Annotated in this window: 23 protein-coding genes and 1 pseudogene; 16 read left to right on the top strand and 8 right to left on the bottom strand. The window is 62.8% G+C overall.

The window, feature by feature from the left end; genetic code table 11:
• Positions 1 to 16 precede the first annotated feature (16 nt).
• Both IF189_RS03430 and cueR read left to right on the top strand, forming a co-directional pair.
• Entirely contained in the window at positions 17 to 2407 is a 2391-nt protein-coding gene (locus tag IF189_RS03430; protein ID WP_134825375.1) for a heavy metal translocating P-type ATPase, read from the top strand.
• Positions 2404 to 2817: a Cu(I)-responsive transcriptional regulator gene (gene cueR / locus IF189_RS03425; RefSeq protein WP_134825374.1), complete on the top strand. Its 414-nt coding sequence runs from the start codon at positions 2404 to 2406 to the stop codon at positions 2815 to 2817. The genes IF189_RS03430 and cueR overlap by 4 nt, the downstream gene beginning before the upstream one ends.
• Here the strand turns inward: cueR and IF189_RS03420 are convergent.
• Both IF189_RS03420 and IF189_RS03415 read right to left on the bottom strand, forming a co-directional pair.
• Positions 2771 to 3988, bottom strand: coding sequence for an MFS transporter (locus IF189_RS03420; protein ID WP_192552812.1), 1218 nt, complete (start codon positions 3986 to 3988; stop codon positions 2771 to 2773). The two genes, cueR and IF189_RS03420, sit on opposite strands and share 47 nt — an antisense overlap.
• Positions 3989 to 4044: 56 nt before the next feature.
• On the bottom strand, positions 4045 to 4941 hold the full coding sequence (locus IF189_RS03415) for a PA4780 family RIO1-like protein kinase (protein ID WP_085684872.1): 897 nt from the start codon (positions 4939 to 4941) through the stop codon (positions 4045 to 4047).
• A 343-nt stretch (positions 4942 to 5284) separates the two neighbouring features.
• Between IF189_RS03415 and IF189_RS29080 the strand changes: the two are divergent.
• Both IF189_RS29080 and IF189_RS29075 read left to right on the top strand, forming a co-directional pair.
• Positions 5285 to 6427: pseudogene (locus tag IF189_RS29080) on the top strand (cache domain-containing protein); the annotation flags it as partial.
• A gap of 138 nt (positions 6428 to 6565) precedes the next feature.
• Positions 6566 to 7333, top strand: coding sequence for a methyl-accepting chemotaxis protein (locus tag IF189_RS29075; protein ID WP_371850984.1), 768 nt, complete (start codon positions 6566 to 6568; stop codon positions 7331 to 7333).
• Positions 7334 to 7548: 215 nt separating this feature from the next.
• On the opposite strand, the gene IF189_RS03405 is transcribed toward IF189_RS29075, so the two are convergent.
• Entirely contained in the window at positions 7549 to 8826 is a 1278-nt protein-coding gene (locus IF189_RS03405; protein WP_192552810.1) for an acetyl-CoA C-acetyltransferase, read from the bottom strand.
• 177 nt (positions 8827 to 9003) lie between these two features.
• Here IF189_RS03405 and IF189_RS03400 point away from each other — a divergent pair, with 177 nt between their 5' ends.
• The 4 genes from IF189_RS03400 to IF189_RS03385 all read left to right on the top strand — a co-directional run bounded on the left by IF189_RS03400 (position 9004) and on the right by IF189_RS03385 (position 14921).
• Positions 9004 to 10356, top strand: coding sequence for a 3-oxoacyl-ACP reductase (locus IF189_RS03400; RefSeq protein WP_192552809.1), 1353 nt, complete (start codon positions 9004 to 9006; stop codon positions 10354 to 10356).
• 2 nt (positions 10357 to 10358) lie between these two features.
• Entirely contained in the window at positions 10359 to 11213 is an 855-nt protein-coding gene (locus tag IF189_RS03395) for a MaoC family dehydratase (protein ID WP_192552808.1), read from the top strand.
• A gap of 349 nt (positions 11214 to 11562) precedes the next feature.
• On the top strand, positions 11563 to 13116 hold the full coding sequence (locus tag IF189_RS03390) for a collagen-like triple helix repeat-containing protein (protein WP_192552807.1): 1554 nt from the start codon (positions 11563 to 11565) through the stop codon (positions 13114 to 13116).
• A gap of 134 nt (positions 13117 to 13250) precedes the next feature.
• Positions 13251 to 14921 carry a ShlB/FhaC/HecB family hemolysin secretion/activation protein gene (locus IF189_RS03385; RefSeq protein ID WP_192552806.1) on the top strand — a complete coding sequence of 557 codons (1671 nt, stop codon included), beginning with the start codon at positions 13251 to 13253 and terminating at the stop codon, positions 14919 to 14921.
• An 81-nt stretch (positions 14922 to 15002) separates the two neighbouring features.
• Here the strand turns inward: IF189_RS03385 and IF189_RS03380 are convergent, their stop codons facing one another.
• The 3 genes from IF189_RS03380 to IF189_RS03370 all read right to left on the bottom strand — a co-directional run bounded on the left by IF189_RS03380 (position 15003) and on the right by IF189_RS03370 (position 16013).
• Positions 15003 to 15410 carry a response regulator gene (locus IF189_RS03380; RefSeq protein ID WP_085732763.1) on the bottom strand — a complete coding sequence of 136 codons (408 nt, stop codon included), beginning with the start codon at positions 15408 to 15410 and terminating at the stop codon, positions 15003 to 15005.
• Positions 15411 to 15473: 63 nt separating this feature from the next.
• Positions 15474 to 15686, bottom strand: coding sequence for a Flp family type IVb pilin (locus IF189_RS03375; protein WP_134825365.1), 213 nt, complete (start codon positions 15684 to 15686; stop codon positions 15474 to 15476).
• A 117-nt stretch (positions 15687 to 15803) separates the two neighbouring features.
• Positions 15804 to 16013 (bottom strand): Flp family type IVb pilin, encoded by a 210-nt coding sequence (locus tag IF189_RS03370; RefSeq protein WP_192552805.1) that lies wholly within the window; start codon positions 16011 to 16013, stop codon positions 15804 to 15806.
• A gap of 331 nt (positions 16014 to 16344) precedes the next feature.
• Here IF189_RS03370 and cpaB point away from each other — a divergent pair, with 331 nt between their 5' ends.
• Genes cpaB through IF189_RS03330 form a run of 8 tightly spaced genes read left to right on the top strand, consistent with a single transcriptional unit; the run spans position 16345 to position 23798 of the window.
• A complete protein-coding gene (gene cpaB, locus IF189_RS03365) occupies positions 16345 to 17286 on the top strand; it encodes a Flp pilus assembly protein CpaB (protein ID WP_192552804.1) in 942 nt (313 codons plus the stop codon).
• Between the two features lie 20 nt (positions 17287 to 17306).
• Positions 17307 to 18530, top strand: coding sequence for a type II and III secretion system protein family protein (locus IF189_RS03360; RefSeq protein ID WP_114881296.1), 1224 nt, complete (start codon positions 17307 to 17309; stop codon positions 18528 to 18530).
• Positions 18527 to 19717 carry an AAA family ATPase gene (locus IF189_RS03355; protein WP_192552803.1) on the top strand — a complete coding sequence of 397 codons (1191 nt, stop codon included), beginning with the start codon at positions 18527 to 18529 and terminating at the stop codon, positions 19715 to 19717. The genes IF189_RS03360 and IF189_RS03355 overlap by 4 nt, the downstream gene beginning before the upstream one ends.
• Positions 19714 to 20982, top strand: a complete 1269-nt coding sequence (locus IF189_RS03350; protein ID WP_192552802.1) for a CpaF family protein — start codon at positions 19714 to 19716, stop codon at positions 20980 to 20982. The genes IF189_RS03355 and IF189_RS03350 overlap by 4 nt, the downstream gene beginning before the upstream one ends.
• Positions 20983 to 21000: 18 nt before the next feature.
• Positions 21001 to 21885 carry a type II secretion system F family protein gene (locus tag IF189_RS03345; RefSeq protein ID WP_192552801.1) on the top strand — a complete coding sequence of 295 codons (885 nt, stop codon included), beginning with the start codon at positions 21001 to 21003 and terminating at the stop codon, positions 21883 to 21885.
• A 1-nt stretch (position 21886) separates the two neighbouring features.
• Entirely contained in the window at positions 21887 to 22771 is an 885-nt protein-coding gene (locus tag IF189_RS03340) for a type II secretion system F family protein (RefSeq protein WP_134825360.1), read from the top strand.
• A gap of 15 nt (positions 22772 to 22786) precedes the next feature.
• Positions 22787 to 23509, top strand: a complete 723-nt coding sequence (locus IF189_RS03335; RefSeq protein WP_134825359.1) for a tetratricopeptide repeat protein — start codon at positions 22787 to 22789, stop codon at positions 23507 to 23509.
• 16 nt (positions 23510 to 23525) lie between these two features.
• Entirely contained in the window at positions 23526 to 23798 is a 273-nt protein-coding gene (locus IF189_RS03330; protein WP_085711249.1) for a DUF3613 domain-containing protein, read from the top strand.
• Between the two features lie 37 nt (positions 23799 to 23835).
• Here IF189_RS03330 and IF189_RS03325 read toward each other — a convergent pair whose 3' ends face one another.
• Together IF189_RS03325 and IF189_RS03320 are read right to left on the bottom strand one after the other, a co-directional pair.
• Positions 23836 to 24612 carry a response regulator transcription factor gene (locus tag IF189_RS03325; RefSeq protein ID WP_134825358.1) on the bottom strand — a complete coding sequence of 259 codons (777 nt, stop codon included), beginning with the start codon at positions 24610 to 24612 and terminating at the stop codon, positions 23836 to 23838.
• Positions 24613 to 24737: 125 nt separating this feature from the next.
• A complete protein-coding gene (locus IF189_RS03320) occupies positions 24738 to 25208 on the bottom strand; it encodes a prepilin peptidase (RefSeq protein WP_134825357.1) in 471 nt (156 codons plus the stop codon).
• Between the last annotated feature and the right edge of the window lie 26 nt (positions 25209 to 25234).

Below are 25234 nucleotides of genomic sequence, written 5' to 3'. Positions count from 1 at the left end.
ACAGGGAGTACGACCGATGTCCGATTCCATCACGTTCGATCTGCCCATCAGCGGCATGACCTGCGCCAGTTGCGCCGGCCGCGTCGAGCGCGCCTTGAGCAAAGTCAGCGGCGCCAGTGCCGTCAGCGTCAACCTCGCCACCGAACAGGCCCGGGTGCAGGCTCCCGGCGACAGCCTGCCGGCACTGATGGAAGCGGTTGAGCGCGCCGGTTACAGCGTGCCGCAGCAAACCGTGGAATTGAACATCGACGGCATGACCTGCGCCTCCTGCGTCGGTCGTGTCGAACGTGCCCTCAACAAAGTGCCAGGGGTGAAGAGCGTCAGCGTCAACCTCGCCAACGAACGCGCCCACCTCGAGCTGCTCGGCGCCGTCGATCCGCAAACCCTGATCGCCGCCGTGAGCAAGGCCGGTTATTCGGCCAGCCTCTTCGAACTTGAACACCAGACCGACAATCATCAGCAACGCCTGAACCACGAGCGCTGGGCGCTGATCTGCGCCATCGCCCTCGCCTTGCCGCTGGTGTTGCCGATGCTGCTGCAACCGTTCGGTATTCACTGGATGCTCCCGGCCTGGGCGCAATTCGCCCTCGCCACTCCGGTGCAATTCATCTTCGGTGCACGTTTTTATGTGGCCGCGTGGAAAGCCGTGCGCGCCGGGGCCGGCAACATGGATTTGCTGGTGGCCCTGGGCACCAGCGCCGGTTACGGCTTGAGTCTCTATGAATGGGCCACGACCACCGAGGGCATGCCGCATCTGTATTTCGAAGCCTCGGCAGTGGTCATCGCGCTGGTGCTGCTCGGCAAATACCTGGAAAGCCGCGCCAAACGCCAGACCGCCAGCGCCATCCGAGCACTGGAAGCCTTGCGGCCGGAGCGGGCGATTCAGGTCATCGATGGCCGTGAACAGGACGTCGCCATCAGTGCCCTGCGCCTCGGCGACCTGGTATTGGTCAAACCCGGTGAACGTTTCCCGGTGGACGGTGAAGTGCTGGAAGGCCAGAGCCACGCCGACGAAGCACTGATCAGCGGCGAAAGCCTGCCGGTGCCCAAGCAGCCGGGCGACAAGGTCACCGGCGGTGCAATCAACGGCGAAGGCCGCCTGCTGGTGCGCACCACGGCGCTCGGTGCGGAAAGCGTGCTGGCGCGGATCATCCGTCTGGTGGAAGACGCTCAGGCCGCGAAGGCGCCGATCCAGAAACTGGTGGATAAAGTCAGTCAGGTGTTCGTACCGACGGTTCTGCTGCTGGCCCTGGCCACGCTGATCGGCTGGTGGCTGTACGGCGCGCCACTGGAAACCGCGTTGATCAACGCCGTCGCGGTGCTGGTAATCGCCTGCCCCTGCGCTCTTGGTCTTGCGACACCGACCGCGATCATGGCCGGCACCGGCGTGGCGGCGCGCCACGGGATTTTGATCAAGGACGCCGAAGCGCTGGAACGTGCCCATGAAGTCAGCAGCGTCGTGTTCGACAAGACCGGCACCCTGACCTCCGGCACCCCGCGCATCGCGCATTTCAGTGCGATCAACGGTGATGAAAGCGCTCTGCTGACAGCGGCTGGCGCACTGCAACGCGGCAGTGAACATCCACTGGCCAAAGCGGTGCTGGATGTCTGTGCCGAGCGCAATCTGGCGGTGCCGGATGTCAGCGACAGCCAGTCCCTGACCGGTCGCGGCATCGCCGGCCATCTCGACGGTCGACGTCTGGCGCTGGGCAATCGTCGACTGCTGGAAGAAACCGGTCTGGACGCCGGCACGTTGGCGGAGTCCGCCAAGGCCTGGGAAAACGAAGGCCGGACACTGTCGTGGCTGATCGAACAAAGCCCCGCTACCCGCGTGCTCGGTCTGTTCGCCTTCGGCGACACCCTCAAGCCCGGCGCGCTGCACGCGGTGCAACAACTGGCTGCGCGACATATCCACAGCCACCTGCTGACCGGTGACAACCGCGGCAGCGCCCGCGTCGTCGCCGAAGCGCTGGGCATCGAAAACGTCCACGCCGAGGTGTTGCCCGCGGACAAGGCCGCCACCGTCGCCGAGCTGAAGAAAACCGGTGTCGTGGCCATGGTCGGCGACGGCATCAACGACGCCCCCGCGCTGGCCGCTGCCGATATCGGCATCGCCATGGGCGGCGGCACCGACGTGGCCATGCACGCCGCCGGTATCACCCTGATGCGCGGCGATCCGCGACTGGTGCCGGCCGCGCTGGAGATCAGCCGCAAGACTTACGCGAAGATCCGCCAGAACCTGTTCTGGGCCTTCGTCTATAACCTGATCGGCATTCCGCTGGCAGCGTTTGGCTTGCTCAATCCGGTGCTGGCCGGCGCGGCGATGGCCCTGTCGAGCGTCAGCGTGGTGAGCAATGCGCTACTGTTGAAAACCTGGAAACCCGAGGATCTGGAGGACAACCGATGAACATCGGCCAAGCGGCCCGCCAGAGCGGCCTGAGCGCGAAGATGATCCGTTATTACGAGTCGATCGGTCTGCTCAAGGCTGCTCATCGCACCGACAGCGGCTATCGCGTCTACGGTGACGATGACCTGCATACGCTGGCGTTCATCAAGCGTTCGCGGGACTTGGGTTTCTCGCTGGAGGAGGTCGGCAAACTGCTGACGCTCTGGCAGGACCGCCAGCGCGCCAGCGCCGATGTGAAGGCCCTGGCCCGCCAGCACATCGACGAGCTGAATCAGAAGATTCGCGAACTCGGCGAGCTGCGCGACACCCTGCAGGACCTGGTGGAACACTGCAACGGCGACCACCGCCCGGACTGCCCGATCCTCAAGGAGCTGGCGTCGGGCTGCTGCGCGCAGCCCGCCCGCGCCTGAGCAAGAGGATCTTCATCGACAGCACAGTGACGAGGGGAATGCCGTGGAACAGCAACACCACGGCACCCGGCGCCCACCAGTTGTAGAACGGTGCGGCGATCAGCATGCCGATGCCGAACCCGGTCATCTGCAACAGCGTCAGGAAGCTGAAGATCGGCAGACGCAGGGGCTCCGGTTCCCGTTGCAACCGTGACATCAAACCCACTTCCGAGAAACCATCGCCCAACCCGGCCGGCAGTGAAAAAAGCAACAGACCGACGACGCTGTGCTGCTGGAACATCAGGATGAAACCGCAGGACATCAACAGCACGCCGCCGAAGTAGCGTCGCTCCAGATGGATATTGTCAGAGCCGTTCAGGCGACTGGCAATTCGTGCGCCCAGCAGTTTGCCGACGGCCCACACCGCGAGCATCAGGCCCAGCGTGGTGCTCGCCGAGTCCGGGGTCAGCAATCTGGAAATGATCGGGAAGCCGACGTTGTGCGCAGCGCTACCCAAAGTATCGGCCATCGTCACAGCCAGCATCGCCGCCACCACCGGGGCACTGCGCAATCCCTGCAACAACGCCGACCACTCACCCTGTTTGGCGCTTGATTCGGCCACCGGTTCAGGTGCGCTGAACCGCAGCGGAGCAATCAACACGGCCGCCAGCAAATAGGTCAGCGCGTTCAGCGCAAACACCGTTTCAAAACCAAACCCGGCCACCAGCAGCCCGGACACCAGACTGCCGCCGACCATCGCCATGGAAGAGGCGGACGTGATCCACGCATTGGTCTTGAGCAACTGCGCCGGCTCGATCAATCGCGGCAACTGACTGTTGAGGCCGATGGCAAACATCGAATTACCAAAACCCAGAGCGAACGCGATCAGCGGCAGCAACAACGCCTGCTGACTGACCGGCACGATCAGCAACAACCCCAGCACCGCGGCGCGCAGCAGATCGAAGGCCATCAACGGCCAGCGACCGCTGCATCGGCGATAAAACGCGGTGCCGATCAGGCTGGCGAAAATCCCGCCGCCCACCCGACTGGCCAGGAAGATCCCGACACTCATGGCGCTGTCGCTCAGCAGGTAGACATAAGTGGCCAGCGCCACCATGTTCAGGAAAGCGCCGAAATCGGAAATCAGCCGGGCCGTGATGATCAGCCGGGCATTGCGGGAGGTGGTGGTCACAATCAATCCTTGAATGTGTAAAACCCGGCCGGAGCCGGGTTTTGTTTTTCAGATGCTCACTGCATCCACGGTGGCGGAGGCGGTTCGTCGGACTTGCCCTTGGGCTCGTCGTCCGCCGCGCGGATCGCTTGCTTGCGCTCCTCGTCCAGACGCGCCGCTTCGATCTCGCGCAGTACCCCGCCGACATCGGCCAGGTCCTCGGGATCGTCGAACTCGCCGGTCAGCACGCTGGCCGGGTGCAACGTACCCGCTTCGTACAACGCCCACATTTCCTTGGCGTACCGGGTCTTCTTCAACTCCGGGGCGAAGCGGCCGAAGTACGACGCCATGTTGCCGACGTCACGCTCCAGCATGCTGAACGCGTGGTTGTTGCCGGCGGCGTCCACCGCTTGCGGCAGGTCGATGATGACCGGGCCGGTCGGCGTCAGCAGCACGTTGAACTCCGAGAGGTCACCGTGCACCAGACCGGTACACAACATCAGCACGATCTGCGAAATCAGGAACGCGTGGTATTCGCGGGCCTGATCCGGCTCCAGCACCACGTCATTCAGACGCGGCGCGGCATCGCCGTATTCATCGGCCACCAGCTCCATCAGCAGCACGCCTTCGAGGAAGTCGTACGGCTTGGGCACCCGTACCCCGGCGTTGGCCAGGCGGAACAGCGCCGCGACTTCGGCGTTCTGCCAGGCGTCTTCGGCTTCCTTGCGCCCGAACTTGGAGCCCTTGGCCATCGCCCGGGCCTGCCGGCTGTTGCGAACCTTGCGGCCTTCCTGGTACTCGGCCGCCTGGCGGAAACTGCGTTTGTTCGCCTCCTTGTAGACCTTTGCGCAACGTAACTGATTGCCGCAGCGCACCACATAAACAGCTGCTTCTTTGCCACTCATCAGTGGACGCAGCACTTCGTCGACCAGACCGTCCTCGATCAGGGGTTCAATGCGTTTTGGAGTCTTCATCAGCTTTTATTGTGGGTCCTTTATTGCCAAACACGCGAATGTCACTCGTTATACGGCAATCCCCGCATCACGGGGAAGGGTTGCCGACCTGTGAACCTGTGGATGCACACACTGTGCCGGATCAAATACGTCAATCCACCGCTCTTGTATCGACCGCTGCGAATCATAGCCGAGCCTGTCGAACTTGTTGGCGCAAGGACTTGAGGGCATTTGCGACAGAATCTGACATCCAGCTTCGTTCCTTTCGTAAGAATTTTCTCTTACAGCCTCAATTTCCCTCTTCGGCAGCCGAAGTCCTCACAGACAGAGGAATTTGTCCGACAATCGTTCCAAAAAAACTTCGATGTCGCACTCAAGGAGTGGAGTGGAAAACAACGTTTTTCGGCTGCCAATAAACCGCGAGTCATCTGCACTGCGTGGGCCTACAAGAAAATCTGGAGCGCGGATGAACATCAAACAGAAGTTGACCTGGGCGTTTGCAATCATCGCCTGTTTGCCAGTGGTGCTGGTCGCCACGCTGGTGGTACTGAACCTGCGCAGCGATGCCCGGGAAGGCTTTGTCGACAGCAGCGGACGCGAGATCCGACAGGTCAGCAATGCCATGCAGCTGTTTTTTGACGGTATCAGCCAGAACGTTGATTACCTGGCGACCCAACCGCTGATCAAGAACACCGACGACAGCCTCAAGACCTACATGAGCGCCAACGCCGAAAGCGTCCCGCAGGGCGAGATGGACAAAAAGGTCTTCGCCTTCCTGCAGGATCTGGGCAACAGCCACCCGGCCTACGCCTACGCGATTGTCGGCACGGCTGCCGGCGGTTACGTCTCCTGGCCCGATGATCCCAAACTGAGCAACTACGATCCGCGCCAGCGCCCCTGGTACAAGGCCGCGCAGGCCAAACCCGGCAAACCGTTCCGCACCGCCGCCTATTACTGGGCGCAGGACGATGCGACCTACGTCAGCACCGTGCGCACCATCGACAACAAACTCGGCAGCAACGGTGGCGTGGTCAGTATCGACGTCACGCTCAAGCAGCTCACCGAGATCGTCAAACAGATCAAACTCGGCGAAACCGGTTACCTGATGCTGCTGGAAAACAGCGGCACCGTATTGGTCGATCCGAAGCAGCCCGAACACAACTTCAAACCCCTCGACAGCCTCGGCGAGGGTTACGCGCAACTGGCCAAGGCCGGCAAGGGGCTGGTGGAAGTCGAGCTCAACGGCGAGCGCTACATGGCCAACGTCTGGCCGTCGGAGCAACTGGGCTGGACCTTCATCGGCCTGATCAAACAGAACGACGTGATGAGCTCGGCCACCAGACTCACCTGGCTGATCGCAATCATCGCCGCCGTGCTGGCGGTCATCTTCGCGGTGGTCGGCGCCAGTTTCGCCAGCCTGATCGTGCGGCCGATCCGCAGCGTGGCCAGCGGTCTGGAAGGCATCGCCCAGGGCGAAGGCGACCTGACCAAAAACCTCGACATCCGTGGCAGCGACGAAACCGCGCAACTGGCCAACTGGTTCAACCAGTTCCTCACCGCGATCCGCAGCCTGATCCAGCACATCGGCGGTGCCGCCGGGAAAATCCTCGCCACTTCGCAGAGTTCGACCCGGGTCTCCGGCGACATGGCCGAAGCCGCCGGACGCCAGCGCGAAGCCGTGGACATGGTTTCGACCGCGTTCCACGAAATGGTCGCCACCGCCAACGAAGTCGCCCGCTCGTGCAGCCAGGCCGCGGAGTCGGCCGACAGCGGCCAGCGCCAGGCCCGCGAAGGTCAGCAGCAGATCGATGCGGCGGTGCACAGCGTCGATCAACTGAGCCAGGAGCTGGAACAGTCGGCGCAGTCGATGCAGCAACTGGAACGCGACAGCAACGATATCCAGTCGATCCTCGGCACCATCCGCTCCATCGCCGAACAGACCAACCTGCTGGCGCTCAACGCGGCCATCGAGGCGGCGCGGGCCGGCGAACAAGGGCGTGGTTTTGCGGTGGTGGCCGATGAAGTTCGCGCACTGGCCAAACGCACGGCGGATTCGACGGCGGAAATCGACGGGCTGCTGGGCAACCTCGCCAAGCGCACCAGCGCCGTGACCCAGCAGATGCGTGCCAGCCTCGATGTGTCGCAGCAGTCGGTGGCACGGATCGGTGAGGCGCGGGAAAGCTTTGGCCAGATCCGTGAGTCAGTGGATGTGATTCGCGACATGAACACCCAGATTGCGACGGCGGCGGAAGAGCAGCATCAGGTGGCTGAGGACATTAATCGGCACATCAGCCAGATTCATGGTGATGCGCAGTTGGTGGCGGAGCTGGCGAATTCGGCGCGGCTGGATTCGCAGAGTCTGGCGGGGTTGTCGAATGAGCTGGATGGGTTGGTGCGCAGGTTCCGGACTTGAGATTGGGGGCAGCCTGAAAAGCCCCCCTCACTCTAACCCTCTCCCGGAGGGAGAGGGGACTGATTGGGGGATGCTTGAGAACTACGCCGACCTGAACGAGCGTTGTGAATCCATAATCGACTCCGATCTTTCAGGTCGATGTACAGCGTAAGACAACTCGGTCGGCCCCCTCTCCCTCCGGGAGAGGGCTGGGGTGAGGGAAAGCTTTTGCTCTTCTAACGCTCGATAATGGCGGTGACACCTTGTCCGCCAGCCGCACAAATCGAAATCAACCCACGCCCCCGCCCCGCCGCATCCAGCAGCTTCGCCATGTTGGCCACGATCCGCCCGCCCGTCGCGGCAAACGGATGCCCCGCCGCTAGCGAGCTGCCCTTGACGTTCAAACGGCTGCGATCAATCGAGCCCAGCGGCGCGTCCAATCCAAGCCGGGTCTTGCAGTACTCCGGGTCCTCCCAGGCCTTCAACGTGCACAACACCTGTGCGGCAAACGCTTCGTGGATTTCGTAGTAGTCGAAATCCTGCAAGGTCAGCCCATTGCGCGCCAGCAAGCGCGGAACTGCATACACCGGGGCCATCAACAATCCTTCGGCGCCGTTGACGAAATCCACCGCCGCCGCTTCGCCGTCGCGCAGATAAGCGAGGATCGGCAGGCCACGTTCTTTCGCCCAGTCTTCACTGCCCAGCAACACCACCGAGGCGCCATCGGTCAGTGGCGTGGAGTTGCCGGCGGTCAGCGTGCCCTTGGCGCTTTTCTCGAAGGCCGGCTTCAACGTCGCGAGTTTTTCCAGGGTCAGGTCCGGGCGCAGGTTGTTGTCGCGGGTCAGGCCGAGGAACGGCGTCATCAGGTCGTTGTGCCAGCCTTCGCTGTAGGACGCGGCGAGTTTGTGGTGGCTTTCGAGGGCCAGTTGATCCTGCTCTTCTCGAGGAATGTTCCAGGTCTGCGCCATCAATTCGCAGTGCTGCCCCATCGACAGACCGGTGCGCGGCTCGCCGTTACGCGGGAATTCGGGAATCAGATGTTTCGGACGCAATTGCAGGAAAGTCTTGAGTTTGTCGCCAGTGGTCTTGGCGCGGTTGGCTTGCAGGAGGATCTTGCGCAGGCCTTCGCTGACGCTGATCGGCGCGTCCGACGTGGTGTCGACGCCGCCCGCAATGCCGCAATCGATCTGCCCGAGCGCGATTTTGTTCGCCACCAGCAGCGCCGCTTCCAGACCGGTGCCGCAGGCCTGCTGGATGTCATAGGCCGGAGTGGCCGGTGACAGACGCGAGCCGAGCACGCACTCGCGGGTCAGGTTCATATCCCGTGACAATTTCAGCACCGCCCCCGCGACCACTTCACCCATGCGCTGGCCGTGCAGGTTGTAGCGTTCGATCAGGCCTTCCAGGGCGGCGGTGAGCATCACCTGATTGCTCGCGGTGGCGTACGGGCCGTTGGAACGGGCGAACGGAATGCGGTTGCCACCAATGATCGCGACGCGGCGCAGCTGACTCATGAAAAACTCCTTGTGAAATATCCAGTCTGAAAATCGGGTACTGAAAATCCCGCCGGGCCCCAAAAACACCGGGGGCAAACTACTCTGCTGTTCTAGCGTAGGCCTAAATGTGTGGATCGAACGATTGATTGCCCTTCGCAGTCCACACTTTGAACCCCATCTTCTGGAGAGCGTTCCATGTCTGACCGCTATATCGACTTCGCCAACTCGTCCATCGGCCACCGTCTGGTCGGGGCCCTGGGCCTGCCGTCGCCGGTGCGCCTGGAACGCTGGCAGGCCGGACGCCTGCGGCCGGTGGAGGGCGCGCTGCTGATCGGCGGCGGGCCGCTGGCCGAACGGGTCAGCGCCTTCGCCAACCGGCTGACCGATGCCATTTATCGCTACGGCGACCAGCCTGCGTCCGCCACGCAGTGGATTCCCGGCCATGGTCCGAAACTCAAGGCTGTGGTGTTCGACGCCAGCGATCTGCAGCACACCGACCAGCTCAAGCAACTGCGCGAGTTCTTCCAGCCATTGATGAAGAACCTCGACAGCAGCGCGCACCTGGTGATCCTCGGCCGCGCCCCGGAAACCCTGCGGGAACCGTTTGCCGCCAGTGCTCAACGTGCACTTGAAGGTTTCTCCCGCTCGCTGGCCAAGGAGCTGCGCAGCGGCGGCACGCTGCAATTGATTTACGTGGGCGAAGGCGCCGAAGATCAGCTTGAAGGGCCGTTGCGGTTTTTCCTCTCGCCGAAAAGCGCGTTCGTGTCCGGGCAAGTGATTCGCCTGAACCCTTGCGCCACGCCGGTGACTGACTGGACGCGCCCGCTCGCCGGGCGCAAGGCGCTGATCACCGGCGCGGCGCGCGGCATCGGTGCCTCCATCGCCGAAACCCTGGCCCGTGACGGCGCCGAAGTGATCCTGCTTGACGTGCCGCCCGCAAAAACCGATCTGGAAGCCCTGGCCGCGCGCCTCGGTGGGCGCGCCATCACCCTCGACATCTGCGCCGAAGATGCTGCCGCGCAACTGATCGAACAGTTGCCGGACGGCCTCGACATTCTGGTGCACAACGCCGGCATCACCCGCGACAAGACCCTGGCCAACATGACGCCCGAGTTCTGGGACGCGGTGCTGGCGGTCAACCTCAACGCGCCGCAGGTACTGACCAAAGCCCTGCTCGACAGCGGTACGTTGCACGACAATGCGCGGGTGATTCTGCTGGCCTCCATCAGCGGCATCGCCGGCAATCGCGGGCAGACCAATTACGCGGCGAGCAAGGCCGGGCTGATCGGGCTGGCCCAGGCCTGGGCTCCGACGTTGCTGGAACGTGGCATCAGCATTAACGCCGTGGCGCCGGGCTTCATCGAAACCCAGATGACCGCGCACATTCCGTTCGGCCTGCGTGAAGCCGGCCGGCGCATGAGTTCGCTGGGCCAGGGCGGCCTGCCGCAAGACGTTGCCGAGACGGTAGCGTGGCTGGCGCAACCGGGCACCGGCGCGTTCACCGGGCAGGCGCTGCGGGTCTGTGGACAAAGTGTTCTGGGGGCTTAGGCATGAGCATCGAATGGCACACGTTGCACCGCGAACCGAGCCTGCCGGCGTTGTATGTCCGGGCGGCGACCCGGCGCAAAATCACCGGCACCACGTTACCCGACAGCGGTTTGCGCTGCTGGGTCGACGTCGATGGCAAACGCCTGGCGGCCTATCGCAAGGTCTGCGGTTTTGCCGATGACGGTCTGCTGCCGCCGACGTATCCACACGTCCTGGCGTTTGCGTTGCAGATGCAATTGCTCACGGCCAAGGACTTTCCCTTCCCGCTGCTGGGGCTGATTCACCTGAGCAACCGCATTCGCGTGCTGCGGCCGATGGGCGGGATCAGTCGTGCACAGGTCAGCGTTCGGGTGCACAACCTGCAACCCCATCCGAAAGGTGCGACGTTCGACCTGCTGACCACCCTCGACGATCAGCTCGGCCCGCTATGGGAAGCCGAAAGCCGGATGCTCTGTCGAGGCGTGAAGCTTGAGGGCGAAGCGCTCGAACAGACGTGGGAACCCGCGCTGCCACTGATGCAGGTGGCGCACTGGAAAGCCCCGGCAGACATCGGTCGGCAGTACGCCAAAGTCTCCGGCGACTACAACCCGATCCACCTGAGCGCGGCCAGTGCAAAGCTGTTCGGTTTCCCCACCGCCATTGCCCACGGCCTGTGGAACAAGGCACGTACGCTGGCAGCCCTGGCGGATCATCTGCCCCGAGCCAATCTGGAAGTCACCGTGCATTTTCGCAAGCCTGTGCGCCTGCCGAGCGAAGTATCGCTGTTCGCCAGTGCGGCGGGCTCCAGCGGTGAATTGCGTCTGATCGGTGCCGGAGAACTCGAGCACATGGTCGGCAACTGGCAACCGATTGCCTGAATCGATGCGCCGCGTTGGCCGCTCTCCCGTCGCTGAGGGGGGCGGATCACAGCGGCGCAACATGATTAATTGTGTGTATATAACTTAAGTTTTTACGCCCGCCACCCGCCCGCACGTCAAACATCAAGCCTTGATTCTCAAGGCTTTTTTTTGCGCGTTTATATCCTCGGCATTAGTCGTTAAGCAGCAGGTTCACCGATCTATATAAAGGCGTTAATACCAACTCGAGAATGGCGTGGATCCAACCTTGCGATTGATATGAGCACAACGGGCGAAGGCATTGCCGACAACAGAATCGGCAAGCCATCGAAGACAACGAACGTTGTGACAGGTGCAAGGAATTACCATCATGAAAACTCAAGTGTGGTGCAAATCGGCAACAGCACTGGCATTGATCCTCTCCCTCGGCCTGGCCGGTTGCAGCAGCGGCGGTGGCGGTCATCACAGCAGCTCCAGCAGCTCGACGCCGGACAGCTCCACCGCCGGCACTGGCGGAACAAGCGGCAGCGGCGGTACGACCGGGACCGGCGGCACTGCAGGAACAGGCGGAACAGGTGGCACCGGCACCACGGACCCGACCACTCCGACTAATCCAACCAATCCGACGGATCCGACCAACCCCACCAACCCGAACACACCGCAGGCGCTGGTCACCTCGACGCTGGTGCAGGATGTCGGCAGCACCGTCGCCGGTGTCGGCATTGGTGTCGGTCAGGTCGGTGACTCCCTCAGTGGTGTACCCGTGGTCGGCGGTGTCGTGCAAAGCGCCGCCAGGACTGCCGGCAACGTGGTGACTACGCTGGGCGACGGTGTGGCCAATGGTCTCGGCAAACTGGGCACGACCGACAATGGCCTGGGCGTTACCGCCTCGGCGGTCGGTGGCGTGGTGCAAGATGTCGGCAACGGCGTATCGGACCTGAGCAGCAAACTGACCACCGCCACCGGCAGCGTTCCCGTGGTCGGCGGTGTGGTCACCAAAGTTGCGCCGTTGCTCAACGGGGTAGGTGAAAAAGTCACCATGCTCGGCGATACCCTGAGCACGGCCACAACCACCGGCCCACTCGGTTCGGTGACCAAAGACGTCGGCAACGGACTCGTTCCGGTGATCGCCATGGTCGAAAGCACCACCGACAAACTGGGCAGCGCGACCGGACTGGGCGCGCCATTGAACGGCGTGCTGCAAAAAGTCGGCAGCACCGTCGACAGCGTGGGCGACAACGTCACCTCGGCCGGCAATGGCAACGCCCTGACCAACACTGTCGGCGGCGCCCTGAGCAATGTCGGCACTGCCGTCGGCAAGGCCGGCGGGCTGGTGGACAACGGCACCGGGTCGGGCACCGGCGTGGGTGGCGGGCTCGGTGGCGGCCTCGGCAACAATGGCCTGCTGCAAACCGTCGGCGGCGCCGTGGTCAACGTCGGCGCCGGGCTGGGTGCAGGCAACGGCACACTCGGCGCGCCGGGCAACGTGCTGGTTTCGGCCGGCAATACCGTCGCTTCGCTCAACACTGTCCTCGGTGGCTCGGGCTCGCCGATCACCAGCCCTACTACGCCTCTGGCCAGTCTGGGCAGCGGCGTCGGTGGCGGGCTCGCACCTGTCACCAGCGCCGTCACCAGCCTGACCCAGAACGTCGGCAGCGCCACCGGGCTCGGTGCTCCGGTGGCCGGTATCACCAGCCAGGTGGGCGGTGCGGTGGGTAATCTCGGTGGCGCCATCGCCGCCACCAACAACCCGGTCACCACCGCCGTCGGTGGCCTGGTCAGCAACGTGGGCGGTACCGTGGCGGCGGTCGGCGGGCTGGTCAACGGTGGCGCATCCACCGGTGGTACCGGCACTGGCGTCGGTGGCGGTCTGGGCGGTGTGCTCGGTGGCCTGACCGGCGCGCTGGGCGGCAACAAACGCTGAATTGCACCTGGCCGATTCGACGGCCGAACCTACAGCGCCTACGCTTGGTTGAAGGCGGAAGATTCCCGTGAGTCTTCCGCTTTTTTTCTTAGGAAAACCCTGCCCGGTGCTGCGGTTTGAACATGGAGTGTCTTATGCGCGTTATGGCATCCCTGCTGTTGCTCAGTCTCAGTTCCACCGCCCTCGCCGACACCCTGCCCAGCTTTCTGAACAGTAACGAAACCATCCGCAACCTGCCGGTGCCGAACCTGCCTGCCGATGCCTACCGGCCGAGCGCAGCCCCGCTGCAAGTCCCGGAGCCCGGTGCCGCAGCGGCCGAGCCGTTGATGATGGGCACGAAGATCAACCTGAAAACCGTGCAGATCGAAGGCGGCACGATCTACCCGCTGAACGAGCTGGCAGAGATCTACAAGCCTCTGATCGGCCATGAGTCCAGCCTCGCCGACCTGATCGAAGCCACCCGCAATATCACCCGACGCTACCAGAACGACGGCTATCTGCTGTCCTACGCCTTCCTGCCGAAACAGAATTTCGATAACGGTGTGGCGCGCGTGGTACTGGTGGAAGGCTATGTGCGGGATGTGCAGGTGCAGGGCGACGTGGGCCGGGTCAAGGGGCTGCTCGACAGGCTGGCGGCGAAAATCCAGGCCGAACGTCCTCTGACCCGCAAGACCTTCGAACGCTACACCACACTGATGACCCGTATTCCCGGCGTCACGATCCAGGCCCAGGTGCCACCGCCGGGAACTACCGACGGCGCGACCACACTGGTCGCCCAGGCCAGCCGCAAACCCTTCACCAGTTCCTTGAGCACCACCGAAGACAACCGCAAGGGCACCCAGGCCCTGCTCGGTGTGAGCAGCAACTCACAGACGTCGATGGGTGAACAGCTGACGCTAAGCGGGCTGTTTCCACCGGGAAAGGATCACGAGCATTACTACCGTCTGGACTACAGCCAGTTTCTCGACGCCGAAGGCACGCAACTGAATCTGTCCGCCTCGCGCTACCGTGCCGACCCCGGCACCAACGTCGCGCTGGACAATGGCCTGGAACTCAAGCCCCACCGCGAGAATGACCGGTACTCGGTCGGTTTCAGTCTGCCGCTGATTGCCGCCTCGAACGAACTGCTGACCGCTGGAGCGCGCCTGTACGCGGTCAACGACAAGACCCGCTATAACGTCATCGGCTATCCGTTGAGTGTCGAAGAGCGTACCGACATCCGCGCCCTCGCCTTCGAAAGCGACTGGCGCAAGGCCGACGCCCGCCAGTTGCGGATTCTCAGCGGCGGCGTCTATCAAGGGCTGGACAGCATGGGGGCGCACACCAACAACAGCGCCATCGATCTCAATTTCCTGCGCCTGCGCCTTTCCGGGGTGCAGAGCGACATGTTCTTCGATAACTGGCAAGGCGTGCTGTCCGGCGCGCTGTACTGGACCGACGACACCCTGCCCGACAGCGAACGCGCGGTGTTTGGCGGGCAGAATTTCGGTCGTGGCTACCCCGACGATCAGGCGTCCGGCGACAAGGGCTGGGGCGTGGCTTACGAGGTCAACTACAGCTTCAACCGCGACGGCAACTGGGTGCGCATTCTGCAACCCTATGTCGTGCTCGACCGCTCCCGCAGCTGGTTCAACCAGTTGCCGGTGCAGGCCAACAGCCTGTCATCGGCAGCCGTGGGCCTCAGATTTGGCGATGCCAAGTACTACAACATCGCCCTGGAAGCGGCCAAACCCATGTCGGATGAAGCGCTGGATACCTACAACCGCCGGCCGCGCTACAGCATCAGCTTCAGCTATCAGCTGTAGCCGTCAGGCGTCGGATTGAAGTTCTTTCGCAGTGACCATCAGCCTTGATACCACTGACGGTCACTGCAGCGGTCTCAGGGTTCAGGAAACATTGACCCGAGGCTTGGGAAACAGATTGTCGAGGGTTTCCAGCAGCCGCACGTGATAGATCGGCTTGCGGAACAGGTCCAGCACTTGCAGGCGCAGCATGTCACTGACGTCTTCCATATCCGCATGCCCCGACGTCACGATCACCGGCAGATGCTGACGCGAGGTGTGTTCGCGCAGGCGTTTGATCAGCGACATGCCGCTTTCCTCCGGCATGCGCAGATCGGTGATCACCAGGGCGATATCGGGATGGCGGGTCAGATGATGCAGGGCGAGCTTCACCGAGGTCGCGGTATGGCAGACGAAGCCCTCGCCCTCCAGTAACTCCGCCAACTCGAGCAATGCGTCCTCTTCATCGTCAACCAGAAGCAACTGTTGGCGGGGCAGTGAAGAAGCAGTCATTGGTCAATCCCTGAGAAGCTGAAGGTGGAACCGAGTGTAGTGCGAGATTTGCCACCCATCGAGTCAGGGTAACTGCGTCGGTGCCGTCGGTGGCGTACCGCCCAAGGCCGAGAGGATGTTGCTGAAGATCGCGTAAATCTTGGCGCCGACAGGCGTCACGAATACCACAACCACAATAGCGACCATCGCCACCACAATCGCGTACTCGATGGCCGACGCGCCTTCGGTGCTTGCCAGGAACGAGCGGGCACGCATCATCAAGTAATCAAAGAGCATGGACATTCTCCTTCATGCCCGGGATCTTCCGGGCACCGGAAAGCCAAGGATCGAGGCAATGCCTGAACGCTCCTGCTCAGCAGCAGACAGGCATCGACAGAGGGAGAGAGCGTTCGGTCAAGGTATGCCAGGCTTGGTCGGCGCCGTGCCACCCAGTGTGGTCAGTATCTGGCTGAAAATGTTGTAGACCTTGGTGCCCATCGGTGTCACGAACACCACGACCACCACCGCCACCATCGCCACCACAATCGCGTACTCGATAGCCGAAGCCCCTTCGTCACTCTTGAAAAACAAACGGGCCCTGGCCAGCAGATAATCGAGAATCATACGTCCACTCCTTTGCGCCCATGGCGCCGATGTCGCGACAGCGGCAAAGCTTCCACCGTGCTATCTGAGCATTGTCAACAAAGGCCCCGTCAACAACTGTAAGAACGGATTAATCACAAAGGATTAACCGCTTCGTCGATCCCCGGATTTCGACTGCTAATTGGCCAACACCCATACTTTCGTAGGTTATTTGCCGGCCAGTAATGGCGTTTTGGCTTGTTTCAGCTAGCGTGGAAATAGCGAAATAGTTGGATGTTCATAGCTGCCTGATTGCGATGTTCCCTTGGTTGGAAGTGCGGGCTGGTAGTGCAGCAGGAAAGGGAGAGCCGTCATGAACAGTCGTGTCACCATGGGTCTTGCCGCCGTGCTTCTGCTGGGGGCCATCGTCGTCGGCTACTGGGGCCTGGTGCTCAGCCGACAACCGGCACCGGTTGCCGAGGCTCCCGCGCCTGCGGTGGTCACGGTGGAAAAGACCGTCGCCGCCGCCGAAGACCAGACCCGCCAGCCTGTGGTGGTGCTGGTGCATGACGTCCCGCCGTTCACCCCCCTCACCGCCGCCGACCTGGCCATCGAAAAACTGCGCAGCGCCCCCGCCGGCAGCCTGAGTGCAATCGATCAGGCTGTGGGCCGCACGCCGTGGCGTCACCTGAGTGCCGGCACCTGGCTCAACGCTGAAAGCTTCGAGGCAGGCGGTGCACTGGCGCGCATGATCCACAGCGACGAGCGCGCACTGGCGGTGTCGGTGGATGAAGTCATCGGTGCCGCCGGGCAACTGATTCCCGGCGATTACGTCGATGTCTTGCTCTACCTGCGCCAGGACGCCAGCAACCCGCAACAGTCGGCGCAGATCGTGGTGCCGGCGATCCGTGTGCTCGGCGTCGGCGAACAGTACGGCCTGACCAACGACGGTCAGCCGGCCACACCCGCGCTGAGCGCCGACGACAAGCTCAAACAGGATCAGCGCCGGCTCACCGCGCGCACCGTGGTGCTGGCGGTACCGGAACAACTGCTGAGCCGGATGATGCTCGCCACCCAGGTCGGCACCTTGCGCCTGGCGGTGCGCAGCAGTGAGGAACAGCGCCTGGCCAAATACTGGGCCGGCGAAAACCAGGCACCGGACAAACTGGTGGCCGCCAACAGCCAACTCTTTCAGTTCACCCAGCTTGCGCTGGGCGCCGCGCCGAAAGTCCCGTCCGGCGGCGAGCACAGCGGTGCAACGCGTCCGGCGGTGGAAGTGATTCGCGGCAATCAGATCACCCAACAGAACCCATGACAGAGCAAGGATCCAAGTGCATGCAGAGTCGTTTCTGGCCGACCTTCAATCCCCTGCTCCGGGCCTTGCTGTTGACGGGACTGTCGATCAACGCCGCCCAGGCGGCCACCGGCAACTGTTCGGCCTTGAGCCGCTTGCCGCCGGTAATCGAAGTCAATGAGGGCTGGCAAAAGGATCTGCAATCGCCGGTGGCAATCACCCGCCTGGCCATCGGCGATCCGAAAATCGCCGACGTGCACGCCACCGGCAACTCGTCGTTCCTGCTCACGGGCGTAGCCCCCGGCGCCACCAGCCTGATGGTCTGGACCGGCTGCTCCAGCGAGCCGCGCCAGAGCATGGTATTTGTCCAGGGTGCTGCCACGAACGCCCTCACCGGCGCCGGCCCGTTGCCTTCAGATGACGCGCAGCTGCCTTCGCAGGTTCAGACCGACATTCGCTTCGTAGAAGTCAGCCGCACCAAACTCAAACAGGCCTCGGCCAAACTGATCGGCACCCGTGGCAATTTCCTGTTCGGTTCCCCCGGGACACTGCCGCCCATCGATGGTGTGCCGCAGCCGCGACTGCCGGTGGACAACTCGCTGTTCAACTTCTCGTGGATCGGCGGCAATACCATGGCGATCATCAACGCCCTTGAAGGCAGCGGTTTCGCCTACACCCTGGCACGGCCAAGCCTGGTGGCGCTGAACGGGCAGAGCGCGAGCTTCCTTGCCGGTGGCCAGATCCCGATCCCGGTCCCCAGTTCCGGCAGCGACAGTGTTTCCATCGAATACAAGGAGTTCGGCATCCGCCTGACCTTGACGCCGACCATCATCAGCCACGACCGCATCGCCCTGAAGGTCGCACCGGAAGTCAGCGAACTGGACTTCAGCAATGCGGTGCAGATCGCCGGCACCACGGTGCCGGCCCTGACCATCCGCCGCACCGACACCAGCATTTCCCTCGCCGATGGCGAGAGTTTTGTCATCAGCGGCTTGATCAGCACCACCAACAGTTCCCAGGTCGACAAGTTTCCGGGGCTCGGCGATATCCCGGTGCTCGGGGCGTTTTTCAAAAGCTCGCAGATCAAACGCGAAGAGCGCGAGCTTCTGATGATCGTCACCCCGCATCTGGTGCGCCCACTGTCGGCGGAAGCGCAACTGCCGTCGCTGCCGGGAGAAAAACTGCGCAACTACGACCCGAACTTCTATCGCATGTTCTTCATGGAGAACGGCAACTTCGACAAGCGCAGCGGGTTGTCCCAATGAGCCAGAGCCTGAGCCAGACCTTTCTCGCCATCACCCGCAACAGCACCGATCTGGAATGGCTGCAAAGCGCGCTTGCGCCACTGGGTCAAGTGGTCAGCGCCGGCACCGGCAGCCTCGATGAATTGCTCGCGCTGGTGGATGTCACCTTCGCCAGCCTGGTGTTCGTCGGCCTCGACCGTGAACACGTGGTGGCCCAGAGCGCACTGATCGAAGGCGCGCTGGAAGCCAAGCCGATGCTGGCGATCGTCGCCCTCGGCGACGGCATGGACAATCAGTTGGTGCTCAACGCCATGCGCGCCGGGGCACGGGATTTTGTGGCTTACGGTTCGCGCTCCAGCGAAGTCGCGGGGCTGGTACGCCGCTTGAGCAAACGCATGCCGCCGGTGACCCACAACACGCAGCTGGGTGGCCTGACGGTTCTGTACGGTGTGCAGAGCAGCTCCGACGGCGCGCTGTTGGCCAACCATATGGCGCTGGTGGTGCAGAAGAGCGGGCAGCAGACACTGTTGCTGGACCTCGGCCTGCCCCGTGGCGACAGTCTGGCGCTGCTGGGGCTGGAGAGTTCGTTCCACTTCGGCGATGCCTTGCGCCACTTGCGCAGGCTCGACGCGACGCTGATCGACAGCGCCTTCACCAGCGCCGAAGCCGGGCTGCGGATTCTCGCATACGCCGACAATGACGAAGCCCTGGAGAGCACCAGCGCCGCCGAGCTGTACATGTTGCTCAGCGCCTTGCGCCAGCACTTCCAGCACATTGTCGTAAACCTCACCGGCCAGCCCGACAGCGAAGCCTTGCGCACCTTTGTCAGCCATTGCGACAAGCTGATCTGGTACACCGACCAGAACGTGCTCAATTGCCGGCGCAACCTGGCAATGTTCAACCTGTGGCGGGAAAAAGGCATGAAGCTCGATCACGGACGGCTGCTGGTCGACCGCTATCTGAGCAACGTCGCGCCGGATGCGGACACCCTTGGCAAGACCTTCAATCTGGAAGTGATCGCCGTGCTGGCGTTGAGCCCGGAGCTGCGCCTGAACGCCAAAAACCAGGGCGTCAGCCTGTTTGAACTGGCCCCCCGGGAAAAACTCACCCAGAGCCTGCGGGCGCTTGGCGAACGACTGGCCAAACGCTCCGAAGGCCTGGCCAAACCCAAGGTCACCTGGTTCGACCGGTTGCGGGGCAGCTCATGAGTCCGGAAAAACTTTTCGGTGCCCCGGCTCGCGGTCAGTCGGGCAACACCGACCACGAAGGCCTGAAACTGGTCCTGCATCGCTACATCATCGATGCCATCGAGGAGTCCGGGAAAAACCTGCTGGAAGGTTCGCGGCAACTGCTGGCGCAGTTCGTCACCGACAAGGTCGCCGAATACATCGCCCGTTTGCACCTGGCGATTTCCCGTTACGAGATGGAGCGGCTGGCGGAAGAAATCGTCGATGAGCTGACCGGTTTCGGCCCGCTGGAAGTGTTGCTGCGCGACAGCGCCGTGACCGAAATTCTGGTCAACGGCCCGCACCGGGTATTCATCGAGCGTGACGGCGTGCTGCACCAGAGCGACCTGCGTTTTATCGATGCACATCACGTCGAACGGGTCATGCAGCGCATTCTCGCGCCGCTCGGGCGACGGCTCGACGAGTCGTCGCCGATGGTCGATGCGCGCCTGCCCGACGGCAGCCGGGTCAACGCGATCATCCCGCCGATCGCCCTCGACGGGCCGTGTCTGTCGATTCGAAAGTTCCGCAAGGACATGCTCAAGAGCAGCGACCTGATCGCCATGCAGACCATCGACCTGGCGATCTTCGATTGCTTCCAGGAGGCCGTGGGCAAACGCTGCAACATCCTGATCAGCGGCGGCACCGGCACCGGCAAGACCACCTTGCTGAACATTCTCAGTCAGTTGATCAACCCCCACGAACGGCTGGTGACCATCGAGGACGTCGCCGAACTGCAGCTCGGCCACCCGCACGTGGTGCGCCTGGAAACCCGGCCGCCGAACGCAGAGGGCCATGGCGAGGTCAAGGCCAGCGACCTGATCCGCAACGCCCTGCGGATGCGCCCGGACCGGATCATTCTTGGCGAGATCCGTGGCGTCGAAGTGCTCGACGTGCTCACGGCGATGAACACCGGTCACGACGGTTCGATGAGCACGGTCCACGCCAACAACGCCCAGGATGCGTTGCTGCGTCTGGAAACCCTGGTCGGCCTGACCGGTCGCACGGTGGCCGAACGCACGTTGCGGCAAATGATCTGTGCCGCGCTCGACATGATCATCCAGCTGACCCGCATGCCCGACGGCCGCCGCTGCGTGAGCGAGGTGGTGGAAGTGGTCGGCGTGCGCGAAGACATCTACGTCACCAACACGTTGTTCCGCCTCGATCGACGCACCGGGTTCGGCTTCCAGCGCGAAGCGGTCAACCCGGCCGGCGACAAGTTGCGGCACGAGTCGAGCCTGGGCTGAGCGCATGGAGCTTTCGTCATGATGGGGCCGGTGATTCTCATCGTCATTTGCCTGATGCTGCTGGGGCTGTCGATTCGCCTGTTCCTGCATGGCGTGCGCAAAACCGCCAACGAACGGGTGCTCACGCGACTGGCTGCCGGGCAACCGCAGACAGCGCCCGGCAAAACTTCATGGACGGGGCTTGAACGCATGTTTCTGCGGGCCGGCCTGGGCCGCCCCGGCGAGCGTCTGGGGTTGTGGCTGGCGTTATGGGCCATCGCGATGATGCTGGGTTACCTGAGCGCCGAGTGGATCGGCCTGTTGATCATGATGCTGGCACCGCCCCTGGTGTTACGCCTGTACATCGCCTGGCGGTATCGCCGCCGGCTCAACCGCATGATCGAGCAACTGCCGCAGTTGCTGGACCACACGGTGCGCAGCCTCAAATCCGGGCGCACCCTGAACGATGCCGTGCTCGGTGGCATCGACTCCAGCGAGGATCCGCTGAAGACCGCAATGGGCCGGGTCCAGCGCAACGTGCAACTGGGGGTGAACCTGCCAGATGCGGTGAGCGACTTCGCCGAGCTCTACGAACAGGACGAACTGCGCATGTTTGCCCTGGGGCTGAAGGTCAATCACCGCTACGGCGGCAATGCCAGCGAGCTGCTGGAAAACCTGATCAAGCTGATCCGCGAACGCGATCAGGGCGCCCGCCAGCTGCGCGCCCTGACCGGCGAAACCCGCCTGACCGCGTGGGTGCTGGGATCGCTGCCGGTGATCATCGTCAGCTACTTCATGCTGACCAATCCCGGGTACATGCTCGGCATGTGGAAAGACCCCGGCGGCCAGACCATGCTGATCATCGCGGTGGTGTTGCAGGTCATCGGCAGCCTGGCGCTGTGGCGCATGTTGAGGAGTGTCTGAGATGGTGATCCTGGCCAGTCTCATGCTGCTGCTCGGGGCTCTGTTGCTGGTCGGCAACCATTTGCTGACCGAACGTCGCCGGGTACGTCAGGTCAACCAGCGCCTGCAGGGCCATCTGGTGCGCGAGAGCCGCTTGCGTAGCTTGTTGCGAGCGCTGGGCAACAGCCGGTTCGGCCAGCGTTCGGTGAGCATGGACAGCGAAACCCAGACCCTGCTCAACCGTCTCGGCTGGCGCCGCGCCAGTGAGCGCTCGCTGTTCGCCGCGTGCCAGATCGGCACGCCGTTACTGGCACTGGGCATCGGCCTGTTTCTGCAGGAAGTGTTCTTTCCCCAGGCGCCCAAGGGCTGGCTGGTGCCGATGTTCGCCACCGGTCTGGGCTACCTGCTGCCCAAGCGCCTGCTGGCCTATGCCGCCGCCCGCCGGCAAAAAATCATTTCAGTGGAAGTGTCGACGTTCATTCCTCTGCTGCGCATCCTGTTCGAGTCCGGCATGGCGGTCGAACAGGCACTGCGCGTGTTGAGCATCGAGGGGCAGAAGCTGCTGCCGGAACTGACCAGCGAATTGCGCCTGATCCTCGCCCGCGTCGACTCGGGGCTGGAGCTCGGGCAGGAGCTGAACAAGGCGGCGGTGATGCTGGCGGTGGATGAGTTCACCGACACCTGCGTGATCCTGCAACAACTGATTCAACAGGGCGGCGGCGCGATGAAATCGCTGCTGGCGCTCAAGCAACTGCTGGATGACCGACGCCTGACGCGCTTGCAGGAATACATCTCGAAGATGTCGGCGAAGATGTCGGTAGTCATGATGCTGTTCCTGTTTCCGGCCTTGCTGATCGTACTGGCGGGCCCCGGATTTACCGCAATCACCCGGGCGTTTGCGTCCTGACATGGAGAGCGTTTGATGAAAGCACTGATGGTGGTGGCAAGCCTGTTGCTGCTGGGCGGTTGCGCAACCGATGGTCAGGCGCCGTGGACCGCCATGCTGGCGCCGACCAATTGCAGCAAGCTGAGCGCCGAGCAGGAGCTGTCGCTGAATCTGGTGGACGACCTGGCCAATGACGGCAAGCTGCACGCCAGCCTGGCCAACCTGCAAAGCCTGCCTGACAACCTCGTGGAGGTGCGTCTGCGCAAGGCCAAGGTCTATCGTCTGCTGGGGCGCAGCGAAGCCGAACCGCTGTATCGCGGCCTGCTCGGCACTTGCCTGAGCGCCGACGCCGAACACGGTCTGGGTCAGCTGTATGCCGCCCGTGGCGATAACGGCCAGGCCCAGGCTCACCTGCAACGGGCCGTTCGACTGGCGCCGACCAATGAAAACATCCACAACGATCTGGGCGTGGTGTACCTCAATCAATTGCGGCTCGAAGACGCGCGCTTCGAGTTCCTCACGGCCATCGAGCTCAAGCAGAACAATCAATTGGCGACGCTGAACCTGATCACGTTGCTGATTTACCAGAACAACTGGCAGCAAGCCGCCGAAATCGTCAGTCGCGCGCACCTGACCCCGGAACAGTTCACCGACGCTCAGGAGCGGGCGGAAAAACTCAAGTCCCCGATCAAGGCAAAACCTGCCACCGGCAATCAGGTCGCAGTGGCGACCGACCCGCAACCGGCGACGATCAAGTGAACCTCAGGGAGGCCACATGAACATCTGCAAGACACTGTGCTGCATGAGTCTGTTGAGCCTGCCGCTCGGCGCACTGGCCATCGACGCCGGCCCCGCCTCGGCCCAGCAGCAGGAAACCGAAGGCTGGCTGCTGCTGCAAAGCCGCAACAAGGCCGCCTCTCCCGATCCGCAGGCCGCCACGGCGACCGAACGTGAACTGGCCATGCAGCGCTGGCTGAAGAAATACAAATACGACATCCCCGATTTCTATGACCCCGACGCCGGGGGCAAGATCGAAAGGAAGAACTGACGTCCCTGGCCGCACGATGGCGGCCAGGGACAACGGACTAGTGCGCGGTCACCCGCTGCCGCAACGCTGCCGCACTCGGCGACAAGGCCAGCGCCAGTTGGGTGCGGTTGTGCATGTGGGTCAGACGCAGCACCTGCGAGACGTAAAGCTTGACGGTGTTTTCGGTGATGCCCAGCTCGCAGGCAATCTGGTAGTTGGTCTGCCCCTTGCCCACCAGGCGCGCCACGTCCAGTTGTCGCGGCGACAACTGATTGAAGATGGCCGGGATCTCCAGCGCGTCGGTGTCACCCGATGCCTGCTCACTGACGGGAGCCGGCCCGCGGCGCACTTTGTCCAGGTCCTGGTACAGATCATCGATGGACGACGACAGGTCCTGCAGTTTCTGATTCAAGTGCCCCAATTGGAGGGTTTTCTGCCGCTCCTGCAGCACCGCCTCCTGACGCTGCAGACCTTCGAGCAGTTCGTCGAGGTTGACCGGTTTCTGGTAGTAGTCGGCAATCCCGGCGCGCAACGCCTTGATCACATCCTGCTTGTCGGCCCGGCCGGTGAGCATGATCGCTTCGAACACCCGCGCCTTGCCGGCCTGTCGCTGCAGTTCCTGCACCAACTGAATGCCGTCGAGGTCCGGCATGTGCAGATCGCACAGCACCAGACCGATCGCCGGATCCTCGGCAAAACGCTCGACGGCCTCTTTGCCGGATCCGCAGGGGACACAGCGATAGCCGTTGCTCTCGAGGAACTCACAGAGTTCCTCGACGATCAGCGCCTGATCATCGACAACGAGGACTTTTACCGCAGATGTAAGCTTGTTCACGTGCCACTCCATGCCCGGGCCAAAACTGACCATTCCTGTACTGTCAGCCGTTGGCCGTATAACCAGTACCTTTGAAAGTAGACGCACTTTCCGACTATGTACATAAGACTAGTGGCGTTTGGCGACTAATGGATCCAAGGTAGTACAAGCAGGAAACCGATCAGCACGAACGGCGCAAATGGCAGCTTTTTTGACATGGATGGCGCCATATATCGAAGACGATGCCTAAGCCCTTGACTCATATGCAGCCAGACTCTTGGCGCCAGCAGGATCCAGACGACGCTTGCGACGCCGGCGCCGATAAAAACCCCGAGCAACGAAAGACCGTCCGTCGCAAGGCCGAGGGCTGTCATTAATTTCACATCGCCGGCCCCCATGCGCCCCATGAAATACCCCGGCAGGGTGAACGCCAGCGCCACCAGACAGGCCCAGCCGCCCTGCTCCGCCGCGGCACCGATCCAGGTCGTTCCGAAATACAGCAGATAAACCAGTGCCAGGGCGCCAACACCCAAGGTCATGGCATTGGCGATCCTCCGTTGCCGGGCATCCTGGGCCGCACACAAGGTCAACCAGATCAGAAGAACAAGGCTTTGCATCCGGTAAAAACCGTCCGTTTTGGCTG

This window comes from Pseudomonas sp. IzPS59 (assembly GCF_014863505.1).
GTDB lineage: Bacteria > Pseudomonadota > Gammaproteobacteria > Pseudomonadales > Pseudomonadaceae > Aquipseudomonas > Aquipseudomonas kribbensis.
The sequence above is the reverse complement of the archived record's forward strand: the minus strand, read 5'-3'. Positions and strand labels throughout refer to the sequence as shown.

Coding starts and splice junctions, on each gene's coding strand:
- IF189_RS03430 (WP_134825375.1), top strand. CDS start 17: ATGTCCGATTCCATCACGTTCGATCTGCCCATCAGCGGCATGACCTGC.
- cueR (WP_134825374.1), top strand. CDS start 2,404: ATGAACATCGGCCAAGCGGCCCGCCAGAGCGGCCTGAGCGCGAAGATG.
- IF189_RS03415 (WP_085684872.1), bottom strand. CDS start 4,941: ATGAAGACTCCAAAACGCATTGAACCCCTGATCGAGGACGGTCTGGTC.
- IF189_RS29075 (WP_371850984.1), top strand. CDS start 6,566: ATGGCCGAAGCCGCCGGACGCCAGCGCGAAGCCGTGGACATGGTTTCG.
- IF189_RS03405 (WP_192552810.1), bottom strand. CDS start 8,826: ATGAGTCAGCTGCGCCGCGTCGCGATCATTGGTGGCAACCGCATTCCG.
- IF189_RS03400 (WP_192552809.1), top strand. CDS start 9,004: ATGTCTGACCGCTATATCGACTTCGCCAACTCGTCCATCGGCCACCGT.
- IF189_RS03395 (WP_192552808.1), top strand. CDS start 10,359: ATGAGCATCGAATGGCACACGTTGCACCGCGAACCGAGCCTGCCGGCG.
- IF189_RS03390 (WP_192552807.1), top strand. CDS start 11,563: ATGAAAACTCAAGTGTGGTGCAAATCGGCAACAGCACTGGCATTGATC.
- IF189_RS03385 (WP_192552806.1), top strand. CDS start 13,251: ATGCGCGTTATGGCATCCCTGCTGTTGCTCAGTCTCAGTTCCACCGCC.
- IF189_RS03380 (WP_085732763.1), bottom strand. CDS start 15,410: ATGACTGCTTCTTCACTGCCCCGCCAACAGTTGCTTCTGGTTGACGAT.
- IF189_RS03375 (WP_134825365.1), bottom strand. CDS start 15,686: ATGCTCTTTGATTACTTGATGATGCGTGCCCGCTCGTTCCTGGCAAGC.
- IF189_RS03370 (WP_192552805.1), bottom strand. CDS start 16,013: ATGATTCTCGATTATCTGCTGGCCAGGGCCCGTTTGTTTTTCAAGAGT.
- cpaB (WP_192552804.1), top strand. CDS start 16,345: ATGAACAGTCGTGTCACCATGGGTCTTGCCGCCGTGCTTCTGCTGGGG.
- IF189_RS03360 (WP_114881296.1), top strand. CDS start 17,307: ATGCAGAGTCGTTTCTGGCCGACCTTCAATCCCCTGCTCCGGGCCTTG.
- IF189_RS03355 (WP_192552803.1), top strand. CDS start 18,527: ATGAGCCAGAGCCTGAGCCAGACCTTTCTCGCCATCACCCGCAACAGC.
- IF189_RS03350 (WP_192552802.1), top strand. CDS start 19,714: ATGAGTCCGGAAAAACTTTTCGGTGCCCCGGCTCGCGGTCAGTCGGGC.
- IF189_RS03345 (WP_192552801.1), top strand. CDS start 21,001: ATGATGGGGCCGGTGATTCTCATCGTCATTTGCCTGATGCTGCTGGGG.
- IF189_RS03340 (WP_134825360.1), top strand. CDS start 21,887: ATGGTGATCCTGGCCAGTCTCATGCTGCTGCTCGGGGCTCTGTTGCTG.
- IF189_RS03335 (WP_134825359.1), top strand. CDS start 22,787: ATGAAAGCACTGATGGTGGTGGCAAGCCTGTTGCTGCTGGGCGGTTGC.
- IF189_RS03330 (WP_085711249.1), top strand. CDS start 23,526: ATGAACATCTGCAAGACACTGTGCTGCATGAGTCTGTTGAGCCTGCCG.
- IF189_RS03320 (WP_134825357.1), bottom strand. CDS start 25,208: ATGCAAAGCCTTGTTCTTCTGATCTGGTTGACCTTGTGTGCGGCCCAG.